The 24,450-nt window shown below is 53.4% G+C and carries 22 protein-coding genes; 20 read left to right on the forward strand and 2 right to left on the reverse strand.

Annotation, left to right across the window (positions count from 1 at the left end; all coding sequences use genetic code 11):
- Window positions 1-29 precede the first annotated feature (29 nt).
- The 5 genes from dctA (VN24_RS20730) (at window position 30) to VN24_RS20750 (ending at window position 4,174) form a co-directional block, all read left to right on the forward strand.
- Window positions 30-1,346 carry a C4-dicarboxylate transporter DctA gene (gene dctA, locus VN24_RS20730; protein WP_045671973.1) on the forward strand — a complete coding sequence of 439 codons (1,317 nt, stop codon included), beginning with the start codon at window positions 30-32 and terminating at the stop codon, window positions 1,344-1,346.
- A 146-nt stretch (window positions 1,347-1,492) separates the two neighbouring features.
- Window positions 1,493-1,834 (forward strand): 50S ribosomal protein L19, encoded by a 342-nt coding sequence (gene rplS, locus VN24_RS20735; RefSeq protein ID WP_045671974.1) that lies wholly within the window; start codon window positions 1,493-1,495, stop codon window positions 1,832-1,834.
- A 184-nt stretch (window positions 1,835-2,018) separates the two neighbouring features.
- Window positions 2,019-2,645 (forward strand): signal peptidase I, encoded by a 627-nt coding sequence (gene lepB / locus VN24_RS20740; RefSeq protein ID WP_045673527.1) that lies wholly within the window; start codon window positions 2,019-2,021, stop codon window positions 2,643-2,645.
- Between the two features lie 42 nt (window positions 2,646-2,687).
- Entirely contained in the window at window positions 2,688-3,560 is an 873-nt protein-coding gene (gene ylqF / locus VN24_RS20745) for a ribosome biogenesis GTPase YlqF (protein WP_045671975.1), read from the forward strand.
- A gap of 2 nt (window positions 3,561-3,562) precedes the next feature.
- A complete protein-coding gene (locus tag VN24_RS20750) occupies window positions 3,563-4,174 on the forward strand; it encodes a ribonuclease HII (protein ID WP_045671976.1) in 612 nt (203 codons plus the stop codon).
- A 126-nt stretch (window positions 4,175-4,300) separates the two neighbouring features.
- Here VN24_RS20750 and dctA (VN24_RS20755) read toward each other — a convergent pair whose 3' ends face one another.
- Window positions 4,301-5,629: a C4-dicarboxylate transporter DctA gene (gene dctA, locus VN24_RS20755; protein WP_045671977.1), complete on the reverse strand. Its 1,329-nt coding sequence runs from the start codon at window positions 5,627-5,629 to the stop codon at window positions 4,301-4,303.
- A gap of 581 nt (window positions 5,630-6,210) precedes the next feature.
- Here dctA (VN24_RS20755) and VN24_RS20760 point away from each other — a divergent pair.
- The 3 genes from VN24_RS20760 to VN24_RS20770 are packed head-to-tail and all read left to right on the forward strand — an operon-like array spanning window position 6,211 to window position 9,115.
- The gene (locus tag VN24_RS20760) at window positions 6,211-8,310 is read left to right on the forward strand and encodes a flagellar hook-length control protein FliK (protein ID WP_045671978.1); all 2,100 of its coding nucleotides are present in this window, start codon (window positions 6,211-6,213) and stop codon (window positions 8,308-8,310) included.
- Complete coding sequence (locus VN24_RS20765; protein ID WP_045671979.1) at window positions 8,307-8,618, forward strand: EscU/YscU/HrcU family type III secretion system export apparatus switch protein; 312 nt, start codon at window positions 8,307-8,309, stop codon at window positions 8,616-8,618. Before VN24_RS20760 ends, VN24_RS20765 begins: the two co-directional genes overlap by 4 nt.
- Window positions 8,615-9,115 (forward strand): YraN family protein, encoded by a 501-nt coding sequence (locus VN24_RS20770; protein ID WP_338012191.1) that lies wholly within the window; start codon window positions 8,615-8,617, stop codon window positions 9,113-9,115. The genes VN24_RS20765 and VN24_RS20770 overlap by 4 nt, the downstream gene beginning before the upstream one ends.
- Before the next feature lie 80 nt (window positions 9,116-9,195).
- Here the strand turns inward: VN24_RS20770 and VN24_RS20775 are convergent, their stop codons facing one another.
- Window positions 9,196-10,749: a YifB family Mg chelatase-like AAA ATPase gene (locus VN24_RS20775; RefSeq protein WP_045671980.1), complete on the reverse strand. Its 1,554-nt coding sequence runs from the start codon at window positions 10,747-10,749 to the stop codon at window positions 9,196-9,198.
- A gap of 335 nt (window positions 10,750-11,084) precedes the next feature.
- Between VN24_RS20775 and sucC the strand changes: the two genes are divergently transcribed.
- From sucC to fliF, 12 genes are all read left to right on the forward strand, one after another.
- Window positions 11,085-12,245, forward strand: a complete 1,161-nt coding sequence (gene sucC / locus VN24_RS20780) for an ADP-forming succinate--CoA ligase subunit beta (RefSeq protein ID WP_045671981.1) — start codon at window positions 11,085-11,087, stop codon at window positions 12,243-12,245.
- Window positions 12,246-12,265: 20 nt separating this feature from the next.
- Window positions 12,266-13,201: a succinate--CoA ligase subunit alpha gene (sucD, locus tag VN24_RS20785; protein WP_045671982.1), complete on the forward strand. Its 936-nt coding sequence runs from the start codon at window positions 12,266-12,268 to the stop codon at window positions 13,199-13,201.
- A 217-nt stretch (window positions 13,202-13,418) separates the two neighbouring features.
- Complete coding sequence (dprA, locus tag VN24_RS20790; RefSeq protein ID WP_052703068.1) at window positions 13,419-14,531, forward strand: DNA-processing protein DprA; 1,113 nt, start codon at window positions 13,419-13,421, stop codon at window positions 14,529-14,531.
- A 25-nt stretch (window positions 14,532-14,556) separates the two neighbouring features.
- Window positions 14,557-16,650 carry a type I DNA topoisomerase gene (gene topA, locus VN24_RS20795; protein WP_045671983.1) on the forward strand — a complete coding sequence of 698 codons (2,094 nt, stop codon included), beginning with the start codon at window positions 14,557-14,559 and terminating at the stop codon, window positions 16,648-16,650.
- A gap of 83 nt (window positions 16,651-16,733) precedes the next feature.
- Window positions 16,734-18,071, forward strand: a complete 1,338-nt coding sequence (trmFO, locus tag VN24_RS20800) for an FADH(2)-oxidizing methylenetetrahydrofolate--tRNA-(uracil(54)-C(5))-methyltransferase TrmFO (RefSeq protein ID WP_045671984.1) — start codon at window positions 16,734-16,736, stop codon at window positions 18,069-18,071.
- Window positions 18,072-18,629: 558 nt separating this feature from the next.
- A complete protein-coding gene (gene hslV / locus VN24_RS20805; protein ID WP_045673530.1) occupies window positions 18,630-19,172 on the forward strand; it encodes an ATP-dependent protease subunit HslV in 543 nt (180 codons plus the stop codon).
- 44 nt (window positions 19,173-19,216) lie between these two features.
- Complete coding sequence (gene hslU / locus VN24_RS20810) at window positions 19,217-20,617, forward strand: ATP-dependent protease ATPase subunit HslU (RefSeq protein WP_045671985.1); 1,401 nt, start codon at window positions 19,217-19,219, stop codon at window positions 20,615-20,617.
- 28 nt (window positions 20,618-20,645) lie between these two features.
- Entirely contained in the window at window positions 20,646-21,416 is a 771-nt protein-coding gene (codY, locus tag VN24_RS20815; RefSeq protein ID WP_045671986.1) for a GTP-sensing pleiotropic transcriptional regulator CodY, read from the forward strand.
- 217 nt (window positions 21,417-21,633) lie between these two features.
- Entirely contained in the window at window positions 21,634-22,047 is a 414-nt protein-coding gene (flgB, locus tag VN24_RS20820; RefSeq protein ID WP_045671987.1) for a flagellar basal body rod protein FlgB, read from the forward strand.
- A gap of 3 nt (window positions 22,048-22,050) precedes the next feature.
- Window positions 22,051-22,497 (forward strand): flagellar basal body rod protein FlgC, encoded by a 447-nt coding sequence (gene flgC / locus VN24_RS20825; protein WP_045671988.1) that lies wholly within the window; start codon window positions 22,051-22,053, stop codon window positions 22,495-22,497.
- A gap of 23 nt (window positions 22,498-22,520) precedes the next feature.
- The gene (gene fliE / locus VN24_RS20830; RefSeq protein WP_045671989.1) at window positions 22,521-22,826 is read left to right on the forward strand and encodes a flagellar hook-basal body complex protein FliE; all 306 of its coding nucleotides are present in this window, start codon (window positions 22,521-22,523) and stop codon (window positions 22,824-22,826) included.
- A 38-nt stretch (window positions 22,827-22,864) separates the two neighbouring features.
- On the forward strand, window positions 22,865-24,439 hold the full coding sequence (gene fliF / locus VN24_RS20835) for a flagellar basal-body MS-ring/collar protein FliF (RefSeq protein WP_045671990.1): 1,575 nt from the start codon (window positions 22,865-22,867) through the stop codon (window positions 24,437-24,439).
- Window positions 24,440-24,450: the final 11 nt, after the last annotated feature.

The raw sequence follows: 24,450 nt of genomic DNA on the forward strand, positions 1-24,450 counted from the left end.
TCACATCATAATAAGGGGAGCGAAACAAGATGAAACAAGAAGCAATATCTCGCAAAAAACCTTTTTACAAGGGGCTTTTCTTTCAAATTATCGTGTCGATCGTTGCAGGTGTTTTGGTTGGGTACTTTTACCCGGATCTCGGAAATGCGTTAAAACCTTTAGGGGACGGCTTCATTAAACTGATTAAAATGATTATCGCCCCGCTCGTATTCGGCGTTGTCGTTGTCGGCATCGCAAAGGTCGGCGACATTAAAGCTGTCGGCAGAATCGGGGGCAAAACAATTCTCTACTTCGAGATTGTTACTACGTTCGCACTCATTATCGGTCTGGTCGTTGCCAATATCGCGAACCCGGGCAAAGGCATGAACGTCGACGCGACCACGTTATCGACCGACGCCGTGGAGGCGAAAACGAAAGGCGCGGAGCTTCCGAGCGAAGCGGATTTTATTATGAACATCATTCCGGAGAGCGTTGTCGGAGCGTTCGCAACCAACAGCATGCTTCAGGTGCTGCTTGTCTCCTGTTTGTTCGGTTTTGCGCTTGTTCATACGGGAGGGCGCACTTCGGAAGTGATACTCGATCTGCTTGAGCGGGTTAACGAGGTCATCTTCAAAATCATGGGTTATATTATGAAGCTGACGGCGCTGGCCACTTTCGGGGCGATGGCCGCTGCTGTCAGCCAATACGGTCTAAACATGCTGATCTCGTTCGGCAAGCTGTTTATCGCCATGACCATCGCATGTCTCATCTTCGTTGTTGTTCTGGCCATTGTAATGCGTGTATTTACCGGACTTAGCCTCTGGAAGATGATCAAATACATCCGCGAAGAAATTTTTCTATCGTTCGCTACCGGTTCAACGGAAGCCGTTATGCCACAGCTGATGGAAAAAATGGAGAAAGCGGGCTGCAACCGCGCCGTGGTCGGCTTGGTCGTACCAACCGGATATTCATTCAACCTCGATGGCGCCTCCATCTACCTGTCGTTGGCTCTCGTCTTCCTGGCCCAAGCAACAGGCGTTGAATTGTCGCTTGCGCAGCAGCTTCTTATGCTCGGCATATTGATGTTAACTTCGAAAGGGATGGCGGGCATTCCGGGTTCCGCCTTTGTCGCGCTGTCGGCGACAGCCGCTGCGACCGGCGTCATTCCAATCGCAGCCGTCGCGCTCATGCTCGCTCCGGACCGCATTATGGGCAATTACCGGACCACAGTCAACATTATCGGTTATGCCGTTGCTTCCTTTATCGTTGCGCGTTGGGAACGTTTGCTCAATGTCGAGCAAGCCAAAGACGCCTTGATCGGAAATGTTAAGCCTCAAGCCGCTAAAACATTCTCTGAAGCGGTTTGATACGGGATATTGTCTTTTTTATCCGGATATGCTACAATTACAAATGTTGTGTGTAAAACGGACGGTCCTCTATCGGTCAAGACCCGGCTCAAGGAGACAGCCGGCGAGCTTATATGAACGTCTATGGTGGAAGGAGGGACTTAAACATGAACATTGTACAAGCGATTACTCAGGAACAGCTCCGCAAGGACATTCCTAGCTTCCGTCCCGGCGATACGCTGAAAGTATACGTAAAAGTTATCGAGGGTTCCCGCGAGCGGATTCAGCTGTTTGAAGGCGTTGTTATTAAACGCCGCGGCGGCGGAATCAGCGAAACGTTCACGGTTCGCAAAATTTCTTACGGCGTTGGCGTAGAAAGAACGTTCCCGGTGAATTCGCCGAAGATCGACAAGATCGAAGTGGCTCGCCGCGGTAAAGTTCGTCGTGCGAAACTGTACTACCTCCGCAGCCTGCGCGGCAAAGCGGCAAGAATCAAAGAAATCCGTTAAGGATAAACGTCAAGAGGGGCTTGCGCAAACAAGTCCCTTTTCGTTTTTTCGGAAATACTAATACCGTTGCAATGAAGAACATAACCGGACTTCGCCGGGGAAAGAGGCGTAACGAATGGATCAGCAACAGCGCACTGAACAGGAAATCCCGGCTCCTGAATTTTCGGGGAACAGGGAAATCCGGATGGCGTCCGGCGATGGCGGCCGGCCGGCCGATACGGCTGTACGTCAATCTGGCGGCGGCAAAGCCCAGAAGGAAATTGTGGAATGGATTAAGGCGCTTGCCATCGCATCCCTTCTCGTATTTCTCATCCGCTGGTTTTTGTTCGCGCCGTTTGTCGTGGACGGGCCGTCCATGCAGCCTAACTTTGAGTCCGGGGAACGTTTGATCGTCAATAAAATTCTGTATTCCATCCGCGAACCGAAACGGGGCGAAGTCGTCGTGTTTCATGTGCCGGAGGAAGGCCGCGATTTCATTAAGCGAGTCATTGCCATCCCCGGGGATCAAGTAAAGGTGGACGGGGACGACGTTTATATTAACGGTGTCAAGCAGGAAGAGCCTTACCTGAAACAAGCGATCGAACAAGCGCACAAGGAAGGCAGACTGTATAACATTGGCCCGTCTTTCCCTAACGAGACCTTTACGGACGGCACTGTTCCTGCAGATTCGTTTCTTGCACTGGGCGATAACCGGGGCAACAGCGAGGACAGCCGGATGATCGGCTATATTTCCGACAAGGAATTGATTGGACGGGCGGACGTCATTTTTTGGCCGCTGAACAAAATCGAATTTATTAAACACAACTGGTAATTTGAGATTTAGGCGGCATTCCGCCTTGGATGAGGTGAACGCATGACGATACAGTGGTTTCCGGGCCATATGACCAAAGCGCGGCGGCAGATCGAAGAGAAGCTGAAGCTGATCGATGTCGTTATCGAGCTGATCGACGCCCGCATCCCGCTTTCAAGCCGCAACCCGATGATCGACGACATTTTGCGGGGGAAACCACGTCTGATTGTGCTGAACAAATCGGATTTGGCCGATGCGAAGGAAACGGAACGTTGGATCGCTTATTTTGCGGCTGAAGGACACCGCAGCATTGCGGTCGATTCGTCGACCGGAACGCGGGTAAACGAGATCCCGGTACTCGCAAAAGAGCTGCTGCAGCATAAAATTCAGCGTCAGATCGATAAAGGGATCAATCCGCGGGCAGTCAGAGGACTTATCGTCGGCATTCCGAACGTTGGCAAGTCGACGCTCATTAACCGCCTTGCGGGCAGGAACATCGCGGCGACAGGCGACCGCCCGGGCGTGACGAAAGGCCAGCAGTGGATTAAGGTCGGTACCGAGATGGAGCTGCTGGATACGCCCGGCATTTTGTGGCCCAAGTTTGAGGATCAGCTTGTCGGCTACAGGCTGGCGATGACCGGCGCGATCAAGGAGCAGGTGTTGAACGTGGAAGACGTGGCTTTTTTCGCGGTGAAGGCGATTGCCGGCCGTTATTGGCCGCAAATGCAGGAGCGCTTTGGCGTTGAAGAGCCGCCGAAGGATCTGGAGGATGCGGACGAAGTTGTGCGCGTCATGGAAGAGATCGGACGCAAGCGCGGCTGTCTCGTCGGCGGCGGCCGGGTCGATCTGGAGAAGGCTTCCGGCATCATTCTCCGCGAGCTCAGGGCGGGCAAGCTGGGGCGCATTACGCTGGAAGCGGCGCAGTCGGAGGTTTAGCCGTGCTCAGTTACGAACAACCTTTATGGGAGCGGGGAGCCGAAGCGGTTGCCGGAATCGACGAGGTGGGAAGAGGCTGCCTGTTTGGCGACGTCGTCGCGGCGGCGGTTATTTTGCCGCCCGGACTTGTCCTGGAAGGAATCGACGATTCAAAGAAGCTCTCGGAGAAAAAGCGGGAGCAGCTGTATGATGTAATTGCGGAGCAGGCCGTGGCCTGGTCGGTAACACGCATTGACGCGGAAACGATCGACCGGATCAACATTAAGCAGGCGTCGAGACTCGCGATGAAAAAAGCGGTCGAAGCGCTGCGGGTGGAGCCCGACCATTTGCTGGTCGACGCCGAAAAGGTCGATTTGGATATTCCGCAGCTAGCCATCATTCATGGAGATGCGGTCAGCCAGTCGATCGCGGCCGCTTCCATCATGGCCAAAGTGACGCGCGATCGGCTCTGCAAGCAGGAATGGGATATGCTATACCCGGCATACGGAATTGCCGTACATAAAGGTTATGCCACCAAGCTTCACCGGGAAAGACTGCTGGAGTACGGACCGAGTCCGATGCACCGCCAGTCGTTTCTCGGAAAGCTGTTTGCCGAGCAGCAGGTATTGTTTTAAGAGGCAATCATCCTAATCATTCAAACAAAGAAGCTTCCAAAACCACGATTGCGTGGGCTGGAAGCTTCTTCTTTTTTGTCAACAAGCATATTCAAAGCGAAAGCTTAGCGTCTATAATTCTTTCAATTATGCTTCGTTCGATTTCACTGCGAATTCAGGCTTATTGGACGAAGCCGCAAACGCTCCGCTGAAAGCTTTTTTTGCGCGTTGAATATCGAGCAAGTTTTCCCAGCGCGCGATAACAAAGGAGGCAACGGCATAGCCGATAATGTTGACGGTCGTCCGGTAGTTGCCCATAAAGCGGTCCGGCGCGAGCATAAGGGCGACGGCTGCGATCGGAATGACGCCGGTTGCAGCGGCCGTTGCCGAAAGCGCAACGAAGGCGGAACCGGGAATGCCTGCCATGCCTTTCGAGGTTAGCATCAGAATGCCAAGCATAACGATCTGTTGCGTAAGCGATAATTCAACGCCTGTCGCTTGGGCCAGAAAAACGAGAGCCAATGACAGGTAGATGGAGGCGCCATCCAGGTTGAATGAATAACCGGTCGGCACGACCAGGCCGACAACGGCGCGGTTGCAGCCGGCCTTCTCCATTTTTTCCATCAGCTGCGGCATAACGGCTTCCGTCGAACCGGTAGCAAACGAAAGCATAATCTCTTCCCGGACGTACCGGATCATTTGCCATAAGCTAAGTCCGACAAAAATCCTCATAATGACGGCCAAAATAACGACGAAGATAAGACATGCAATCGTCATGGCGATAAAAAGCTTGCCGAACGAGATCAGCATGCTCATTCCATATTGGCTTACCGTTGAAGCCATCGCTCCGAACGTCGCAAGCGCAGTCAGCTTCATTATATATCCCATGATTTTGAACATGACCTCATTAACCCGCTCTACAAAATCGAGAATCACTTCCGAGGTGCGTCCTCCAATATGAACGAGCGCAAAACCGAACAAACAGGAGACAAGCAGCACCTGCAGCATGCTGTTGCTTGCGAAAGCTCCGACAGCGCTCTCCGGAATGATGTTCAGAATAAATTCGGCTTCGCTCGGAAGCTCCGCGCCTTTCGTTTTCGCCTCGACGCCGGCAGTCGATAATGTGGACGGATCGATGTTCATCCCAGCGCCCGGGTTCGAGATATTGGCAACGACCAAACCGATAATGAGGGCGATCGTTGTAACAATCTCGAAGTAGAGAATTGTTTTGCCGCCGATTCTGCCGACCGCTTTAATGTCGCCGACCTTTGCGATGCCGACGACGACAACGCCGAATACGAGCGGAGCGATAATCATTTTAATCAGTTTAATGAAGCCGTCTCCTAAAGGTTTTAACGAATTGCCCAGCGACGGCCAGAAATAGCCGATCAGAACCCCGGCAACGATCGAAACGATGATTTGAAAGAACAGTCCTTTATAAAAGGGCTTCTTTTTGCCTGTCAAAGTCTGATTCATAACGAACTCCTTTATTGTTTATTGATGTGCCGTTCAAGCTATGCATTTCCATTGCAAGCTCGCCCGAAACCTAACATCTTGTGATAGTATGATTCATCTATCATGTTAAATATCGCTGCGTTATGCAAAGTATATTTGAAACGCATTGATTTAATCAATCGTTCCGCTTCATTCCTGTGTACATTAACAAAATGCAAAATAAATATTAGGCGTCCCGCACAAAAGTGAAAATTTATCCTATTAAAATGATGATTCGTACACCCGGTCGATGCTGGACGTTATATTATGTGACGCATCTTCTCCTTAAGCTGTGTTCGTGGGGTGGGAATTGGAAACGGATTTTTTAAACAGAGGACATGAAGGAGCTTTTACGGGCTTGTTCCTGCAGGTTGCAAGAAAACTGCATTATAAATAAGAGGTTTTCGGCCGATATAGTTTAGAGCATGGATTGAAAATACCATCCAATGCGACTTGCAGGAGGAGCCTATTTTCTCACCCGTATTAAACAGGCCGCCTCTTGAAATGCAGGGAGACGGACGCGGCTTCGATAACATGCTGCAATTGATTTGGGGTGATTATACATGGATATTAGTCAATTGATGAGAGGACATCTTGCGGATTCGCAGCCTGCGGACATCCGTCCGCTGGAGCTGAAGCCGGGACAGCACGTCAGGGGCGTTGTCCTGAAGACGTTTGACCGCCAGGAGGCATTGCTGCTCATAAACGGAACGAAAGTGATGGCACGGATTGAGACGCCTATGCAGGCGGGACAAAGCGCCGTGTTTCAAGTTCAGCCGGAATCGTCGCAACGGTTAGTCGTTTTAAAGATGGCGGAAAACGGCAGCGCAGCCGGGTTAACCGGTGATTTTTGGAATGATTGGCCGAAGCATCTCGGCATTTCGGAGCGGATCGCCGATTCGCTTGATTTGGCGCTGGAGCTGAGGCAAGCGGGAATGGCAACCAACCGGGAAACGGCACAAGCGCTAAAAACCGCCATGCAGGCTATGCCGCCGGGCACGGACGTCAAGACGTGGCTGCAAAGCGCCGTTGCAGCGCTCGCGCGCGGGCTGCCGATGACCGAGCAGACGATTGGCGCGCTCAAGCAGGTCATATTCGGGAAGCCAGCTCATGTCCTGCTGCAGGAGATCGAGAAGCGGCTCACAGATTGGCTCGCCTCTACAGCGGGAGAATCCGGACTCGCGGATGCCGCTGAAGAATCTCTGCGCCGTAACGGGAATCCCGGCAGATCAGCAGCAAGCGCCGAGACAAGCCCCGATTCAGCGATTCGTACAAGCGAAAAAGAAGCGGATGCCGTCAAGCGGATGCAAGCGTCCGCAGCTGTTATAGCTGCTGAGAATGCGGAGTCAGCTGCAAAAGAGCCGCAGGCTCAGGCGAAGGCGGCGATATCCGGCGTAATATCGACAGAGGCGCAGGCTCAGTCGAAAGCAGCGCCATCCGGTCAAGCGTCCGCAGCCCGGCTGCTGGATTTGCTTGCCGAAGGCGAAATCTGGACGGGCGGTGCACAGCGGCAATCGGAGGAAGGGGCGGCGGGATCCTTTAAAGCGGTGAAGGAACGCGGCATCACGAATAATGAAACAAATTCAGTACCTGCCGGCATAAAAGACATGGACGCTTCCTTCTCCCGTCACTCATCCGGCGGGACTGACTCGCACTCACTTGCCGGGAGTACGGAGAAGGGGTGGATCGGCTCGTTGTTAAAGTGGCTTGGGGCAGATCATGAACGAAATATACTGCTTCGCACGGAAAATGCGCCTCTTTCTTCGTCGTTAAAGGCGGGAGCGGAAACAGGAGAAACGATTCAAAATGAGCTGAACGATGCAGCTGCAAAAGGGCTGGAGAGCGTTCCGTCAGCCGGAGCAGGTAATGCAGCCGGAACAGGGGCAAATGCGCAGGTCCGCTCAGGAACCGACGGCGTTCCGAATGTTCTGCCGAAAGTTGACAGCGAGACTCTCGAAACGATTCCTGATGCCGGCGCCGATGGCAAGCAAATGATGAAAGCCGTCGCCCTTGCGAATCTCGAACGCGAGCCGGGAGGCCCGATGACGGCCTCCGGCAGTTTGGGCTCCGTACTTTCGGGAGATTTTGACCGCGGCAAGCCCAGCCAAGAATCGGTAAAAAGTTTGCTGTTGTCGCTCGTATCCTCAGGCGATCTTCCGCCTGCGCTTAAAGAATCGGCCCAGCAGCTAATATCGCACATTACAGGTCAGCAGCTGCTGCTGGCGCCAGAGCGAAACGGAGCATTCATGTCCCATGTCACCTTGTTTGTGCCTTTAAGAGGACCGGATGGCGAGCAGACGGCATCGGTCCATATTCAATCCCGGCGCAGCCGCAAGGGGGAACTTGATGCCGCAAACTGCCGTCTCGTGTTTGATTTGTCGATGAAGACGCTCGGGAACATGATCGTGGACGTACAGGTGGCCGATAACATCGTCAGCCTGCAGATGATGAACGATCATCCTGCTTTGGCGGAGCAGGCGGAAACCGCTCGTGAAGAGTTGAAAGAAGCTTTTCGAAATAACGGGTATCAGCTTCTATCGCTGCGCACGGTACCGCTTCCGCATTCTGCAGGCGCAGCTGAAGGGGGCGGTCTTAAGCAAGTGCCCCCGGAAAACGGCATTTATTCCGCTAAGCCGTACAAGGGGGTGGATTACCGGATATGAGCGGACGCAATCATGATTACGATGCCGAAGGGCAGCAAATAACGCGCAGGGCGGTCGCATTGAAATACGACGCGGCAGAAAGGGAAGCGCCGGTTGTCATTGCCAAAGGCAGCGGCTATTTGGCGGATGAAATTTTGGCCAAGGCGAAAGAAAACGGCGTTCCGATCCAAGAGGACCGATCGCTGGTGGAGGTGCTCTCGAAGCTGGATATTAATCAGGAAATTCCGCCGGAGCTGTATACGCTTGTGGCTGAAATATTGAGCTTCATTTACCGTTCCGACCGGAACGCCGCGGAAGGTGGGCGATGAGCGACGGAAATCGGAAACACCCCGAGACGCATGAGATGAGTGCAGGGAATACGAAAAGCCCCGATAAACATAAGATCAGCGCAGGAAATCAGAAACCTGGCGGCGGTAGAGCGGTGAGAGGCGGAGGCAACCGTCCGCCAAACCGCATTGCGGCCGGCCGCCTCGGCGAGGAAGCGGTATGCCGGCTGCTGCTGGACAAAGGATATGTCATCCGCCACCGCAATTGGCGCTGCCGATCCGGGGAGCTTGATTTGGTGGCGGAAGACGGTAATACGCTCGTCATAGTCGAAGTCCGGACAAAGCGTGCAGGCAGCCGTTTCGGAACGGCGCTGGAGGCGGTGGACGTCCGAAAGCAGCAGCAGGTGCGAGCCACTGCGGCGGTATATATGCAGCTGAACGGGCTTTGGGATATCCCTGTCCGTTTCGACGCGGCGGCGGTAACATTAGACGGCGCTGGGGGAATCATCGATATTTTGATTGCGGAAGGAGCATTTTAAAGTTGTTCTAACGTCGCGAATCCGTTAACGCATTACGGCGCTGCATCAATAACGAGCCGCATGCTCTCGTTCTTTGAGCTTCAACTTTCCAGCCTGCGGTATTGGATCGCTTCGGCGACATGCTCGCTTTCAATCGAATCGCAATCTTCGACATCCGCAATCGTTCGGGCGAGTTTCAATATCCGGTCATGCGCCCGCAGGCTGATGCCGAGCAGCTCGAACGCCTGCCGCAGCAGATTGGCCCCTTCCGGTTTTAAAGGGGCCGCTTTCCGCAGCGCTGATCCGGACAGCTCGCCGTTCCAGGCGGTTCGCGTCACCGGAAACCTTTCCTGCTGGCGCCGGATGGCGAGCGTGACCTTCTCCCGCATTTGTGCTGTCGTCATTCCCGCTGAGAACGCTTCGGCGGAAGCGACACGCGGAACTTCAATGAGCAAATCGATCCGGTCAAGCAGCGGACCCGATATTTTGGAACGGTAGCGGGCAATTTGCAACGGGCTGCAGCCGCATCGCTTATCCCCGTGCTCATGACCGAAAAACCCGCACGGGCAAGGGTTCATCGATGCCGCCAGCATAAATCCGGCCGGGAAGCGGAACACCGCCCGCGCGCGGGATATGGTCACCTCGCGGTCTTCCAAAGGCTGCCGCAGCACTTCCAGCACCTGGCGGGAAAACTCCGGCAGCTCGTCGAGAAAAAGAACCCCGCGGTGTGCAAGCGTCACTTCGCCGGGCTTCGGTATGGAACCGCCGCCGATCAGTCCGCCCGCGGATATCGTATGGTGCGGAGCCCGGAACGGGCGCTCCCTAATAAGCGAAGCCGCTCCGCCGTTGATTTTGCCGGCTACGCTGTAGATTTTCGTCACGTCGAGCGACTCTTCCTCGTCCATGACCGGCAGGATGCCGGGCAATCTGCGGATCAGCATCGTTTTGCCCGTACCCGGCGGTCCGCTCAGCAGCAAATTGTGCTTGCCAGCGGCGGCGATCATGAGCGCCCGCTTCGCATGGTGCTGGCCGAGCACGTCGCCGAAATCCGGCTGCTCCGAAGCGGCCCCAAAATAGCTGGATTCACCTATAGCTCCGCTTGTTTCATTTTCACAGCCCGTATAAGCCAGCACGCTCCAATCGCCGCCGGTTCGGTCGCATTCGGCCAAATCCCGCAAGCTTGCGGCTGTAAAGATTTCGAGTCCGCCGATAAGGGACGCTTCACGGGCATTGCCTCGGGGCAGAAGCACCCGGCTCAGCCCGAGCCGCTTCGCTTCCTCGACCATCGGCAGCACGCCCGGCACCGGAAGCAGATCGCCGCTTAAAGAAAGCTCGCCGATGACAAGCGCATCGCGGAAGGAGAGTGCGCCGAGTTGCCCGCTTGCGGTCAGGATGCCGGCGGCGATCGCCAGATCAAATGCGGTGCCTTCCTTGCGCAGGTCGGCCGGAGCGAGATTGACGGTAATGCGCTGCATCGGGAAGGCGAAGCCGCAATTTTTGAGCGCGGCGCGCACCCGTTCCACCGATTCCCGCACGGACGGATCGGGCAGGCCGACGACATTAACTTGCGGGAGGCCGCTCGCCAAATCGACCTCGACCGCAATGCTTTTGCCGTCTACGCCAAGCACGCTGGCGCTGAATGTTTTGCTGTACATAAAAAAGCACCTCCAAAGGTTCGGATGAAGGTGCTTCCTCACGTTCCGTTTCTAAACATGATGGCCTCGGATGATCCGCTTTTCACGAAAGTAAGCAGTGCACGGGGCCGTATTTATTTCAAGCATAGAGGACGCGAAAAATGTTGTCAAGAAGCACATTTTTTTGTACGTTCGTCGAAATTTGCCACTGCTGAAAACGATTTAAGAAAGCGTTCACAAAAAAGATGGAAATTTCATCAATTTTTTTAGTAAGCGCTCTAAAAAGTATGTTACAATAAATGATGTTTGGGTTCATATTTGACTACTACAGGTCAGCCGATTGGAGGATTTCGTAAATGAATATCCATGAATATCAAGGCAAGGAAGTCCTGAAACAATACGGAGTAGCCGTTCCGGAAGGAAAAGTGGCGTTTACGGTCGATGAAGCGGTGGACGCGGCGAAGTCTCTCGGCACATCCGTCGTTGTCGTAAAAGCGCAAATTCACGCAGGCGGACGCGGCAAAGCGGGCGGCGTCAAAGTCGCCAAAAGTCTCGATGAGGTGCGCGCTTATGCAAGCGACATTTTGGGCAAAACGCTCATCACGCACCAAACGGGACCGGAAGGAAAGGAAGTCAAACGTCTGCTGATCGAGCAAGGCTGCGATATAAAGAAAGAATATTACGTCGGCGTCGTCGTCGATCGGGCAACCGGCCGCGTCGTCATGATGGCTTCGGAAGAAGGCGGCACGGAAATTGAGGAAGTAGCTGCTGCGACGCCGGAGAAAATTTTCAAAGAAGTGATCGATCCCGCCGTCGGCCTGCTGCCGTTTCAAGCACAGCGCCTCGCTTACGCCATCAACATCCCCAAAGATCTCGTACGCAAAGCGGTGCAGTTCATGACCGCCCTATATACCGCATTCGTGGACAAAGATTGCTCCATCGCGGAAATCAACCCTCTTGTCGTAACGGGTGACGGTAACGTCATGGCGCTCGATGCGAAGCTTAACTTCGATTCCAATGCGCTGTTCCGGCATAAAGACATCCAGGCGCTCCGCGATCTGGACGAAGAAGACGCGAAAGAAATTCAAGCGTCCAAATACGACCTCAGCTACATCGCGCTTGACGGCAATATCGGCTGTATGGTAAACGGCGCCGGTCTGGCGATGGCGACGATGGACATTATTAAATATTACGGCGGCGACCCGGCCAACTTCCTGGATGTCGGGGGCGGCGCAACGAAAGAGAAAGTAACCGAAGCGTTCAAAATCATTCTTTCCGACGAGAACGTTAAAGGCATCTTCGTTAATATTTTCGGCGGCATTATGCGCTGCGACGTCATCGCCGACGGCGTTATTGCCGCTGCCAGGGAAATCGGACTCGACCGTCCGCTCGTCGTCCGTCTGGAAGGGACGAACGTGGATCTGGGCAAACAAATGCTGAACGAATCCGGCCTCAACATCGTCGCGGCCGACTCCATGGCGGACGGGGCGCAAAAAATCGTCGCACTCGTAAAATAATTAAGGGGATGTGAAATTCGATGAGCATTTTGATCAATAAAGCTACGAAGGTGATCACCCAGGGCATGACCGGTGCCACCGGGATGTTTCATACGAAGGGCGCGCTCGAATACGGCACCCAAATGGTCGGAGGCGTTACGCCGGGCAAAGGCGGAAGCAATGTCGACATTACGCTGGACAGCGGCGAGGTAGTCTCGCTGCCCGTATTCAATACGGTAAAAGAAGCGATTGCGGCTACAGGAGCTACCGCTTCCGTTATTTACGTCCCGCCGGCATTCGCGGCCGATTCGATTATGGAGGCGGTAGAGGCCGAGCTTGACCTCGTCATCTGCATTACGGAAGGCATTCCGGTGCTCGATATGGTGAAAGTGAAACGGTATATGGAAGGCAAAAAAACGCGTCTGATCGGACCGAACTGTCCCGGCGTCATTACGCCGGATGAAATCAAAATCGGCATCATGCCGGGTTATATTCACAAAAAAGGCCATGTAGGCGTCGTTTCCCGCAGCGGAACGCTCACCTATGAGGCGGTTCACCAGCTTTCGACGCGCGGCATCGGGCAATCCTCAGCTGTCGGCATCGGCGGCGATCCCGTTAAAGGCTCGGAATTTATCGATATTTTAAACTTGTTCAACGAAGATCCGGACACGTATGCCGTCATTATGATCGGCGAAATCGGCGGCACGGCCGAAGAAGAAGCGGCGGAGTGGATTAAAGCGAACATGAAAAAGCCGGTTGTCGGCTTTATCGGCGGCGCGACGGCGCCTCCGGGCAAACGGATGGGCCATGCAGGCGCGATTATTTCCGGAGGCAAAGGGACGGCTGCCGAGAAAATCGCCACGCTTGAAGCATGCGGCATCAAAGTCGCTCCGACGCCGTCGGACATGGGCTCCACGCTTGTGGAAGCGTTGAAGGAGCAGGATCTGCTGGAGAAGTGCACGACTCATGTAGTATAATCGATGAATCAATTGAATACGAAAAGAGAAGGTAAGCAACCTTTATTGCCCTGCGGGGCAGTTTGGGTTGCTTTTTTTTTATCGGTCTCCTAATGGACCGCGATAATTGTTTCGGTTTGTCTACATTAAAAAGCGGCTGCTTGCATTCTTATTCTGCGTACCGCACAATAGGAGTGACACAAACAGCCCTTATCAAGCGAAGGGTTGGTGTTTAGCCATGAACGAGATGACATACGATGCGCTGAAAAAGAAATTGCTGATTACGCTTCACGAAACGCCGGGAATCGGTTGGCATACGATAAAGAAAGCGGTTGATGCCGAGCTTTGGGCCTATGAGCGGGAACTCGATGCGGCCAGCTTCGCAGCCGTAGGCTTCCGTAAAGATCAGGCTGCAATAGCGGCGCGGCGGTGGAATGAGCGGGCCGAGGAACGATCGGAGGCCGATTACCGTCAACTGGGTGCAGTCCGGATTACGATACTCGACGAGGAATACCCGGACCTGCTGAAGGAAATTCCCCAACCGCCGTGGGTGCTGTACGCGATGGGCAGAATAGAGCTCCTCAGACGGCCTGCGATTGCGGTTGTCGGCACCCGCCAGCCTACCGCGTATGGGCGTCATGCAGCCGGCCAATTGGCCCGGGATTTGGCCGCGTCCGGTCTTACCATTGTGAGCGGAATGGCGCGTGGGATCGACAGCCGGGCGCACGAAGCGGCGCTGGAAGAGGAGGGGGGTACGATCGCTGTGCTTGGAACGTCGATCGAAACGATTTATCCCCGCGAGAATCACTCGCTGTACCGTTCCCTGAAGCAGAAAGGCTTGCTCGTATCCGAATATCCTCTCGGCACACCTTCGCGTCCCGGCATGTTTCCGCAGCGCAACCGGATTATTGCCGGCTTGTCGCTCGGCACGCTTGTCATCGAAGCTGCGGCCGGCAGCGGTTCGCTCATTACAGCGGATCAAGCGCTTGATATGCAGCGGGATGTGTTCGCCGTCCCCGGCCCGATCAATTCTCCAAAAAGCAGCGCCACCAACGGTTTGATCAAGCAGGGAGCCAAGCTCGTTGCGGGAAGCGGCGACATTATGGAAGAATACCGGTTTATGCTGGGCGCATGCGGCGGAACGGGAGTTCGCAAGGCGGAAGAAGCACTCGAAACGTTCAGTAAAGAAGAAGCGGAAATATACCGGCTTTTGCAGAACAGTCCCCATACGGCAGACGAGCTGCACGAACTTTCAGGCATGCCGTTTGGACTTTTGCATTCAGTTCTGATAAATTTATCTATAAAACGTAAGATTGAACAGCAATCCGGTTCCATATATATGGCATTGTAACATGTTGCGAGAGGAGGACGCTGGAGTGGCGGATTCACTTGTTATTGTCGAATCACCGGCAAAAGCAAAAACAATCGGCAAATATCTGGGAAGCAAGTTTATCGTGAAAGCCTCCATGGGCCACATTCGCGATTTGCCGAAAAGCCAGATCGGCGTCGAGGTCGATAAAGATTTTCAACCCAAATATATAACGATTCGCGGTAAAGGTACCGTGTTGAAAGAATTGAAGGATGCCAGCAAAAAAGTCAAAAAAGTATACCTGGCGGCTGACCCGGATCGCGAGGGTGAAGCCATCGCCTGGCATCTGGCGCATTACTTGGAACTGAACGAAAAGGACTCGTGCCGTGTCGTATTCAATGAAATAACGAAGCAGGCCGTCAAAGACGCCTTCAAGACGCCGCGCAAAATCGATATGGATCTCGTAAATGCCCAGCAGGCGCGCCGTATCTTGGACCGACTCGTCGGATACAAAATCAGTCCGCTGCTGTGGAAAAAGGTTAAGAAGGGGCTTTCGGCGGGGCGTGTACAATCCGTTGCCGTCAAGCTCATTATGGACCGGGAAAATGAGATCGACGCCTTTGTACCGCAGGAGTACTGGTCGATCACAGCGGCGCTCTCTAAAGGTGCTTCGGCGTTCGAAGCGAAGTTCCACGCGATGAACGGGGAGAAGCGCGAGCTTTCAAGCCAGCAAGAAGTGGACGTTGTCTTGAAAGCGCTCGAAGGACAAACGTTCACCGTTTCCGAAGTTCGGGAGAAGGAACGACAGCGCAATCCAGCCGCCCCGTTCATTACAAGCTCGCTGCAGCAGGAGGCCGCCCGCAAGCTCGGGTTCCGCGCATCGAAGACGATGTCGGTCGCTCAGCAGCTTTATGAGGGCGTCGATCTCGGCAAGGAAGGGACGGCAGGTCTGATCACGTACATGCGTACCGACTCAACCCGGATCTCGCCGGTGGCGCAGGAGGAAGCAAGGACGTTTATCGTCGAAAAGTACGGACCTGAATTTTTTCCGGAAGAGCCGCGGGTGTACGTCAAAAAAAATACCAACGCTCAAGACGCGCATGAAGCGATCCGCCCCACATCCGTTCAGTGGGAACCGGACAAAGTGAAAGAGTTTTTGAGCCGCGACCAGTTCCGTCTTTACAAGCTCGTATGGGAACGCTTTGTCGCTTCTCAAATGGCTTCGGCTGTGCTGGATACGATGACGGTCGACTTGAGCGCCGGCGACGTTACGTTTCGCGCATCGGGCTCCAAGGTCAAATTTCCCGGATTTATGAAGGTGTATGTGGAAGGCAACGACGACGGCACGACGGAAGAGGAAAAGTTTCTGCCCGCGCTGGCTGCCGGCGATGAAACGAAGACCGTGTCGGTGGAGCCGAAGCAGCATTTTACCCAGCCGCCTCCGCGCTATACGGAAGCACGGCTGGTGCGAACGCTCGAAGAGCTCGGAATCGGGCGTCCAAGCACCTATGCGCCAACGCTGGAAACGATCCAAAAGCGCGGCTATGTCGCGATTGAAGAGAAGAAATTCATGCCGACCGAGCTGGGCGAATTGGTCATCCAGCTGATGGAGGAATTTTTTCCGGAAATTCTTGATGCCGAGTTTACGGCCCATATGGAAGGCGATCTCGACCATGTGGAAGAAGGCAAGGAAGATTGGGTAAAAGTGCTCGCGCAATTCTACGATTCGTTCGAGAAGCGGCTTGAGGTCGCCGAAGAAGAAATGAAGGAAGTCGAGCTTCAGGACGAAGTGTCGGACGAAATTTGCGAAAAATGCGGCAAGCCGCTCGTGTACAAAATGGGCCGGTTCGGCAAGTTTTTGGCTTGCTCCGGATTTCCCGATTGCCGCAATACGAAGCCGATCGTGAAGGACATCGGCGTAACGTGTCCGAAGTGCAACGAAGGCAAAATCATCGAGCGCCGCAGCAAAAAAGGGCGGATTTTTTACGGGTGCGATCAGTATCCGGGATGCGATTACGTATCGTGGGACCGTCCTTCCGGCAAGCCGTGCCCGCAATGCGGCACGATGCTCGTTGTGAAGCGGAACAAAAGCGGCGCCCGTCTGCAATGCACGCAGTGCGAATTTAATGAAGAACTGCCCGAGGAACAAGAACAAGCGTAAGAGGAAGCGGAAAGAGCGCAAAGACGCCTTTCCGCTTCCGTGCGGTTTACCATAGGGCAGCTTAGGAAAGGAAGGAATTATCTTTGTCTGATCAACAACGTGTAACCGTCATCGGCGCCGGGCTTGCCGGCAGCGAAGCGGCATGGCAAATCGCATCGCAGGGTGTGCCTGTCACGCTTTATGAAATGCGCCCGGTATCGAAAACGCCGGCCCATCATACCGATAAATTCGCCGAGCTTGTGTGCAGCAACAGTCTGCGCGCCAACGGGCTGACGAACGCCGTCGGCGTCTTGAAAGAGGAGATGCGGTCGCTGAATTCGCTTATTCTCGGCGCCGCAGACCGCAACGCCGTTCCGGCCGGCGGAGCGCTGGCGGTTGACCGCGACGGATTTTCCGGCGAAGTGACGCGGCTTCTGCGCGAGCATCCGCTCATTGAGGTGCGCAACGAGGAAGTAACCGAAATTCCATCCGAAGGAATCGTTGTCATTGCGACCGGCCCTTTAACCGCTCCGGGATTGTCGGAGCAGATCCGCAATCTGATGGGCGAGGAGTACTTCTATTTCTACGATGCGGCCGCTCCGATCGTAGAGAAGGATTCCATCGACATGAGCAAAGTTTATTTGGCTTCCCGGTACGACAAAGGGGAAGCGGCCTACTTGAACTGCCCGATGACCGAGGAAGAGTTCGATACTTTCCATGAGGCGCTCATTACGGCCGAAACGGCGGCGTTGAAAGAATTCGAGAAGGAAGTTTATTTCGAAGGCTGCATGCCGATTGAAGTTCTGGCCGGACGCGGCAAACAGACCGTGCTGTTCGGACCGATGAAGCCGGTCGGCCTGATCAATCCTCATACAGGCAAGCTGCCGCATGCCGTCATCCAGCTCCGCCAAGATAACGCGGCCGGTACGCTCTATAATCTGGTCGGCTTTCAGACGCACCTGAAATGGGGCGAGCAGAAGAGGGTATTCTCTCTTATTCCGGGTCTGGAAAATGCGGAGTTTGTCCGTTACGGCGTCATGCACCGCAACACGTTTATTAACTCGCCGAAGCTGCTCGAGCCGACCTACCAGTTCAAAACCCGCGCCAACCTGTTCTTTGCGGGTCAAATGACCGGCGTTGAAGGGTATGTGGAATCGGCTGCTTCCGGATTGATGGCCGGTATAAATGCCGGCAGGATGGCTCGCGGTCTTGGGTCCGTCGTCCCGCCGGCGGAAACTGCGCTCGGAAGTATGGCGCATTACATTACGACCGCGGACTTCAAGCATTTTCAGCCGATGAACGCCAACTTCGGTCTGTTCCCGCCGCTTGAGAAACGGATCCGCAACAAACGGGAGAAAAACGAAGCGATCGCCGCCCGCGCGCTCGAGCAGCTGGAGAGCTTCAAGCGCGATCAATTGCAGGACACGGTGCCGACGAACTAAGCGCTGCGCCTCTTTCGGCACGGTATCAACTAAACTTAGCGAAGCGCCTCAACTGAAGCGCGTTACGATGCTGTTTCAACGAGAAGCTCGCGGCTCGGATTCGTCTTGTCATCAGAGAGGGTATGTCCCGGAACGCATTTAACGTTATTTCAATGCAGAGTTCGCTGGTAAGATCTCTTCCTCTTCTTTTTATCTAACATGCATGCGCATCGTCGCGCAGCCTTGTTAATTTCACAGTGAAAAAGAAGAGCGGAGCGGGCGGATCGTTCTGGAGAAGGGTGAGCGTTCGACTTTTGCAGACGGATTTCTACTACAGGTGAAAGAGAGCGGAGAGGACTAATTGTTCTGGAGAAGCGGAGCGTTCGCCTTTGTCCCCGGATTTCTACCGCTATGCGGTAAAATGAAAGAAATCCGGGGACAACAGCGATCGGAAGAATAATTAGTCCGCGCAGCGGCTCCCTTTTTCACCGGACTAAGTGAATCCGGCTGCAACAGCGAAGAATGATCCGTCCGCGCAGCGAATTCTTCTTTTTCGCCAAAAACAAAGGAGCTGATACGATGGAAATGCAGTTTCACGCCACAACGATTTGCGCCGTCCGGCATGAAGGCAAAGGCGCGATTGCCGGCGACGGACAGGTTACATTCGGCAACGCCATGATTATGAAAGGGACGGCGAAAAAAGTGCGCCGTCTTTACCGCGGCCAAGTCGCGGCCGGATTTGCCGGTTCGGTAGCGGACGCGATTACGCTGTTTGAGAAATTCGAAAGCAAGCTGGAGGAGCATCACGGAAATTTGCAGCGCGCCGCCGTCGAGCTGGCCAAGGAATGGCGGTCGGACCGCGTGCTGCGCCGTCTGGAAGCGATGCTGATCGTCATGGATACGACAGGCATGCTGCTGATTTCCGGCAATGGCGAAGTTATCGAGCCCGACGACGGCATTTTGGCCATCGGATCGGGCGGCAACTTCGCTCTGTCTGCCGCACGGGCGCTCAAAAAGCATGCAACCGGCATGGAGGCGAAAGATATTGCCCGCTCCGCACTTGAAATTGCTGCCGATATTTGCGTTTATACGAATCGGAACATTATTGTAGAAGAAGTATAATCCCGTCAAATTCAAAGGCTAATTTTTTGCAAAGGGGTGTTTCTATGGTAAAGGAAGCTCTTACACCGCGGCAAATCGTTGCGGAACTGGATAAATATATCGTCGGGCAAAAGCAGGCGAAGCGGTCCGTTGCCGTCGCGCTGCGAAACCGTTACCGGAGAAGCCGTCTGGAAGAATCGTTGCGGGATGAAGTCGTTCCGAAAAATATTTTGATGATCGGACCTACCGGCGTCGGCAAAACCGAAATCGCCCGCAGGCTCGCGAAGCTGGTCGGTGCGCCTTTCGTCAAGCTGGAAGCGACGAAATTTACCGAAGTCGGCTATGTCGGCCGGGATGTCGAATCGATGATTCGGGATCTGGTCGAAACGTCGATCCGGATGGTGAAAGCGGAAAAAACCGAGCAGGTGAAAGATAAGGCCGAGGAGCTTGCCAACGAAAGGCTGGCCGCGCTGCTCGTTCCGTCGGCTTCAAAAACAAAAACGCAAAAAAACCCGTTCGAAATGCTGTTCGGAGGATCGCAATCCGCGAAAGATCAGGAGCCCGAACCGGAGCAGGATTCCCAAATCCAGCAGAAGCGCAAAGCGGTGAAGGAGAAGCTCGCTTCCGGAACGATGGAGAACGATGTCATCGAAATCGAAGTGGAAGACTCGAGCCCGACGATGTTCGATATGCTGTCGGGACAAGGGAACGAGACGATGGGGATGAACATGCAGGAAATGTTCGGACAGTTCATGCCGAAGCGGACAAAAAAGCGGAAGCTTACGATCAAGGAAGCGCGCAAGGTGCTGACGCAGGAAGAAGCGAACAAGCTGATCGATATGGACGATGTCACGCAGGAATCGGTTGCAAGAGCGGAACAATCCGGCATTATTTTTATCGATGAAATTGACAAAATCGCCAGCCCGACGCGGGGGAGCGGGCCTGATGTTTCGCGCGAAGGCGTGCAGCGGGACATCCTACCCATTGTCGAAGGCTCGACGGTTATGACCAAATACGGTCCGGTCAAAACCGATTATATACTGTTTATCGCCGCGGGAGCTTTTCACGTATCCAAACCTTCGGATCTGATTCCGGAGCTGCAGGGACGGTTCCCGATCAGGGTGGAGCTGACCAGCCTCAGCCTGGAAGATTTCGTCAGTATTTTGAAAGAGCCGAAAAATGCGCTTACGAAACAGTATTCCGCTCTTCTTCAAACCGAAGGCATTACGGTCGAGTTTTCGGACGAGGCGATCCAAGAGCTCGCTTCCATTGCGGCCGACGTCAACCGGAATACCGAAAACATCGGGGCGCGGCGGCTTCATACGATTTTGGAAAAGCTGCTCGAGGATTTATCGTTCGAAGCTCCGGATCTGACGCTGGAGACGATGACGATTACGCCGGAATATGTTAGGGAAAAACTGGTTAATATTGCGCAAAACCGTGATTTGAGTCAATATATATTATAGCGGTAAAGAATTTTGTGGAGGCCATTGGATGATGTTACTGACAAAGACAAGGACGCTGAACCGGCTGCTGCAGCGCGCCGCCGGCAAGGCGCTCAATTTCCGGGAAATGGCGGAAGTGCTCTGCTCAACGATGCAGGCGAATATTTTCGTCGTTAGCCGGAGGGGGAAAATACTGGGCTGCGCCGCGGTCGACGTATTCGAACACGACCAGTTCCGGGCGCTGTCCGGAGAGGAGCTGCGTTTTCCGAAAGAAAGCAACAGCCGGTTTCTGTTAATGCAGGAGACGGTGACGAATGTCGCGCCAGACAGCGGCATCAGCGCTGCGTTTCCTTCCATGGAAAATCAGGAGATAATGACGGTTGTCCCGATTACAGGGGGAGGAGACCGTCTCGGTACGCTTGTGCTGACAAGGCTCTCCGGTCCGTTTGACGATAACGACCTGATTTTGGCTGAATACGGTTCCACCATCGTAGGGATGGAAATATTGCGCGAACGGGCGGAAGAGATCGCACTCGAGGCACGCAGCAGAGCTGTCGTTGCCGTAGCTGTCGGCTCCCTGTCCTTCAGCGAGCTGGAGGCGGTAGAGCACATTTTCGAAGAGCTGAACGGAAAAGAAGGACTGCTCGTTGCATCCAAGATTGCCGACCGGGTCGGCATCACAAGATCTGTCATTGTTAACGCGTTACGCAAACTTGAGAGTGCTGGAGTTATCGAAACGCGTTCACTCGGGATGAAAGGGACTTACATAAAGATCCTGAATCACCAACTTTTGCAAGAATTAAGCAAAACGCGTTCTTAAAATTGGTTCATTAGACCTATTTAAGCCCTATCTTTGTGAAAAGATAGGGCTTATTTCTTATTGTCTTGAACTAGAAAATTTAGGAAGATGAATTTGTTACCAAAAATCGACACATTTTCACCAAAATTTATATCTATTTTGTCGAGTGAAGGAGGAATGAATGGAAATCTGTTGAATACTGTACGTACTGATTTATGGAGAAAGTTGGTGAACAATCTTGAATTTGTTGAACGGCGCTGCATTCAGCCGTCTGCACGGGGCTCTCAAAGCGGCCGAAACGAGGCAGCAAGTAATCTCGGACAATATCGCGAATGCGGACACGCCGAACTTCAAACGGTCGGATATTATGTTTGAGGACTTATTGAGCGCATCGATAGGGGGAGGCGAAACGAAACCATTGTCGGGTTTTCGAACGAATAGCAGGCACTTTGTAATCGGTCCAACGAACCAGATTCCGGGTATGCAATTCGTAACCGACGCGGATTCCATTATGAACAATAACGGCAGCAATGTTGATATTGACCGTGAGATGACGCTGCTTGCCAAAAATCAGCTCAGGTACAACTTGTATACGGAGCAAGTCAATCACGATATTAAAATGATGAAAACGGCAATCGACGGGAGTGCGTAATTCATGAAACTGACGAACGGCTTCGACATCAGTGCTTCGGCTTTGACCGCACAGCGTCTGCGCATGGACGTTATTTCTTCTAACATTGCGAACTCGGAGACGACCCGCGCCTCTTACGTGAATGGGGAGTTTCAGCCCTACAAACGAAAGATGGTTGTGATGGAACCTATTGCGAACAAATTTTCCGATGTGCTGAACAATGAATTAGGGAAAAACAGCGCCGGCGGCGTAAAAGCAGTCAAAATCATCGAAGACCAGTCGCCCTTCAAGCTTGTTTATAATCCGGCAAGTCCCGATGCAAACGCGGACGGATATGTCCGAATGCCTAATGTGGATGTGACAAAAGAAATGGTTGATATGATCTCGGCTTCGCGTTCTTATGAAGCGAATGTAACCGCGTTGAATGCGACGAAAGCGATGTTTGTCAAAGCGCTTGAAATTGGAAAATAAACGAATAGAGAGGAAGATAAATGATGATTCAGGGAGCGGCGCTTTCAAATTTCACGCAGCCGGCTGCTGCCGCTGCGAGTAATAAAGTCCCGGATTCGGCTGCGGGGTTAACCCGGTCGTTCGGGGAGTTTTTGAAAAATGCGATCGACGGTGTCAGTGCGCAGGAGAAGAATGTACATAATTTGAACGATAAATTTTTAGTCGGCCAAGCAGAGGTTACCGATGTCATGGTCGCATCGCAGCAAGCCGAGCTCAGTTTGAAGCTCACCTCTCAAGTTCGCAACCGGGTAATTGAAGCTTACCAGGAAATTATGCGGACGCAAATGTAGTTTGACTCCAGGTCTAGCCCTATTGATGAGGTGACAATGTGAACGAGACGATTAGCCGGTATCGTGAAAGGTTGACGCGATATTGGACGCAAATGGGAAAAAAGCAAAAGGTTTGGCTCGGAGCGACGGTAGGGATTCTGCTTCTGACCATCATTTTGCTCACCTATGTTTTTTCCCGGACGCAATACGAATTGGCCTTCCAAAGCTTGGACACAACGGATGCGGCCGCTATTATGAGTTACTTGGATGAGAACGGTATTGCGTACAAGCTGGAAAACTCAGGAACAAGCATCTCCGTACCGAGTGCGGTTGCGGACCGCGTAAAGGTGGAAGCAGGTTCGCAAGGATTGGTGCAAAACGGATCCATCGGATTTGAAGCCTTTAATCAAAGTTCGTCCCAATTCGGGATGACCGACAATGAATTTAATGTGAAATACCGCAATGCGCTGGACGGTGAAATTCAGCAATTGTTGAATGAGATGCAAGGCGTGCAGAGATCGAAGGTCGTCGTCAATCTGCCGAAGGAGAGCGTATTTGCTTCCACGGAAGAGCAGGCCGGCGCTTCGGCTTCCGTCATGATTACGTTCAAGCCCGGATATAGACCATCACAGGACGAAATCGACGGCTATTTCAATCTCGTCAAAACGTCGATTCCGAATTTGAGCGTGGAAGACATCACCATTTCGACGCCGCAAGGCGAATTGGCGCCTTCCCCGAAAGCGGGCGGGAATGCTCCAAACACCCAGTCCGTCGATAACCAGTTCCAGATTCAGCGCAAATACGAAAGCGATCTGCGACGTAACATCGAGCAGTTTCTCGGACCAATGGTCGGATCCGACAACCTGGTAATCAGCGTATCCAGCAGTCTTAACTTTGACCAAAAGCAAACGGACGAACAGCTTGTAAAGCCGCTCGACAACAACAATAACAACGGCATTATCTTGAGCGAGCAAACCCAGTCCTCCAGTTCGGAGGGCACCAGCAGCACTGCGGGGGGCGTTGCAGGCACGGGCGCAACGGACGTCCCGGGTTACGTGGCGAACAACTCGAACGGAGGCGCGACGGCCGAAAGCAACTCGCGGACGACGAACTACGATTATAACAAAATTAAAAATACGATCGTATCCGGCCCCTATGTTGTAAAAGACTTAAGTGTGAGCATCGGGGTATCTAATAATGTATTAACCCCGGAAACCCAACTTCAAATCAGCAATTATTTAAATTCTTTGGTACGCTCGCAGCTCATCGATTCCGGGCAGGATGTAACAAACGATTCGCTCATTGCGAAAAAAGTGGCCGTAATCGGTCAAACGTTCGTCTCGGATAGCGGCGGGCCGATCAATTCCGGACTTTCAACCGCATGGCTGGCGGGCATCGGAGCAGCGGCGCTTGCACTCGTCAGCGGGATTTTGATCATCGTTCTAAGAAGGCGCAAGAAGCGGCAAGATCAGCTTGCGGCGGAAGAAGAAATGCCGGCCAAAGTGGAGTATCCGTCCATTGATCTGGAAAGCATCAACAACGAAAGTCAAGTCCGCAAAAATCTGGAAACATTGGCCAAGCGAAAACCGGAAGAGTTCGTCAACCTTCTCCGTACATGGCTTGTTGACGAATAGGGGGGGTTATA

The organism is Paenibacillus beijingensis (genome assembly GCF_000961095.1).
Taxonomy (GTDB): Bacteria; Bacillota; Bacilli; order Paenibacillales; family Paenibacillaceae; genus Paenibacillus_O; species Paenibacillus_O beijingensis.

Excerpts from the sequence above, each read along its gene's own strand:
- dctA (WP_045671973.1), top strand. The coding sequence starts at position 30 with ATGAAACAAGAAGCAATATCTCGCAAAAAACCTTTTTACAAGGGGCTT.
- rplS (WP_045671974.1), top strand. The coding sequence starts at position 1,493 with ATGAACATTGTACAAGCGATTACTCAGGAACAGCTCCGCAAGGACATT.
- lepB (WP_045673527.1), top strand. The coding sequence starts at position 2,019 with ATGGCGTCCGGCGATGGCGGCCGGCCGGCCGATACGGCTGTACGTCAA.
- ylqF (WP_045671975.1), top strand. The coding sequence starts at position 2,688 with ATGACGATACAGTGGTTTCCGGGCCATATGACCAAAGCGCGGCGGCAG.
- dctA (WP_045671977.1), bottom strand. The coding sequence starts at position 5,629 with ATGAATCAGACTTTGACAGGCAAAAAGAAGCCCTTTTATAAAGGACTG.
- VN24_RS20760 (WP_045671978.1), top strand. The coding sequence starts at position 6,211 with ATGGATATTAGTCAATTGATGAGAGGACATCTTGCGGATTCGCAGCCT.
- VN24_RS20765 (WP_045671979.1), top strand. The coding sequence starts at position 8,307 with ATGAGCGGACGCAATCATGATTACGATGCCGAAGGGCAGCAAATAACG.
- VN24_RS20770 (WP_338012191.1), top strand. The coding sequence starts at position 8,615 with ATGAGCGACGGAAATCGGAAACACCCCGAGACGCATGAGATGAGTGCA.
- VN24_RS20775 (WP_045671980.1), bottom strand. The coding sequence starts at position 10,749 with ATGTACAGCAAAACATTCAGCGCCAGCGTGCTTGGCGTAGACGGCAAA.
- sucC (WP_045671981.1), top strand. The coding sequence starts at position 11,085 with ATGAATATCCATGAATATCAAGGCAAGGAAGTCCTGAAACAATACGGA.
- sucD (WP_045671982.1), top strand. The coding sequence starts at position 12,266 with ATGAGCATTTTGATCAATAAAGCTACGAAGGTGATCACCCAGGGCATG.
- dprA (WP_052703068.1), top strand. The coding sequence starts at position 13,419 with ATGAACGAGATGACATACGATGCGCTGAAAAAGAAATTGCTGATTACG.
- hslV (WP_045673530.1), top strand. The coding sequence starts at position 18,630 with ATGGAAATGCAGTTTCACGCCACAACGATTTGCGCCGTCCGGCATGAA.
- hslU (WP_045671985.1), top strand. The coding sequence starts at position 19,217 with ATGGTAAAGGAAGCTCTTACACCGCGGCAAATCGTTGCGGAACTGGAT.
- codY (WP_045671986.1), top strand. The coding sequence starts at position 20,646 with ATGATGTTACTGACAAAGACAAGGACGCTGAACCGGCTGCTGCAGCGC.
- flgC (WP_045671988.1), top strand. The coding sequence starts at position 22,051 with ATGAAACTGACGAACGGCTTCGACATCAGTGCTTCGGCTTTGACCGCA.
- fliE (WP_045671989.1), top strand. The coding sequence starts at position 22,521 with ATGATTCAGGGAGCGGCGCTTTCAAATTTCACGCAGCCGGCTGCTGCC.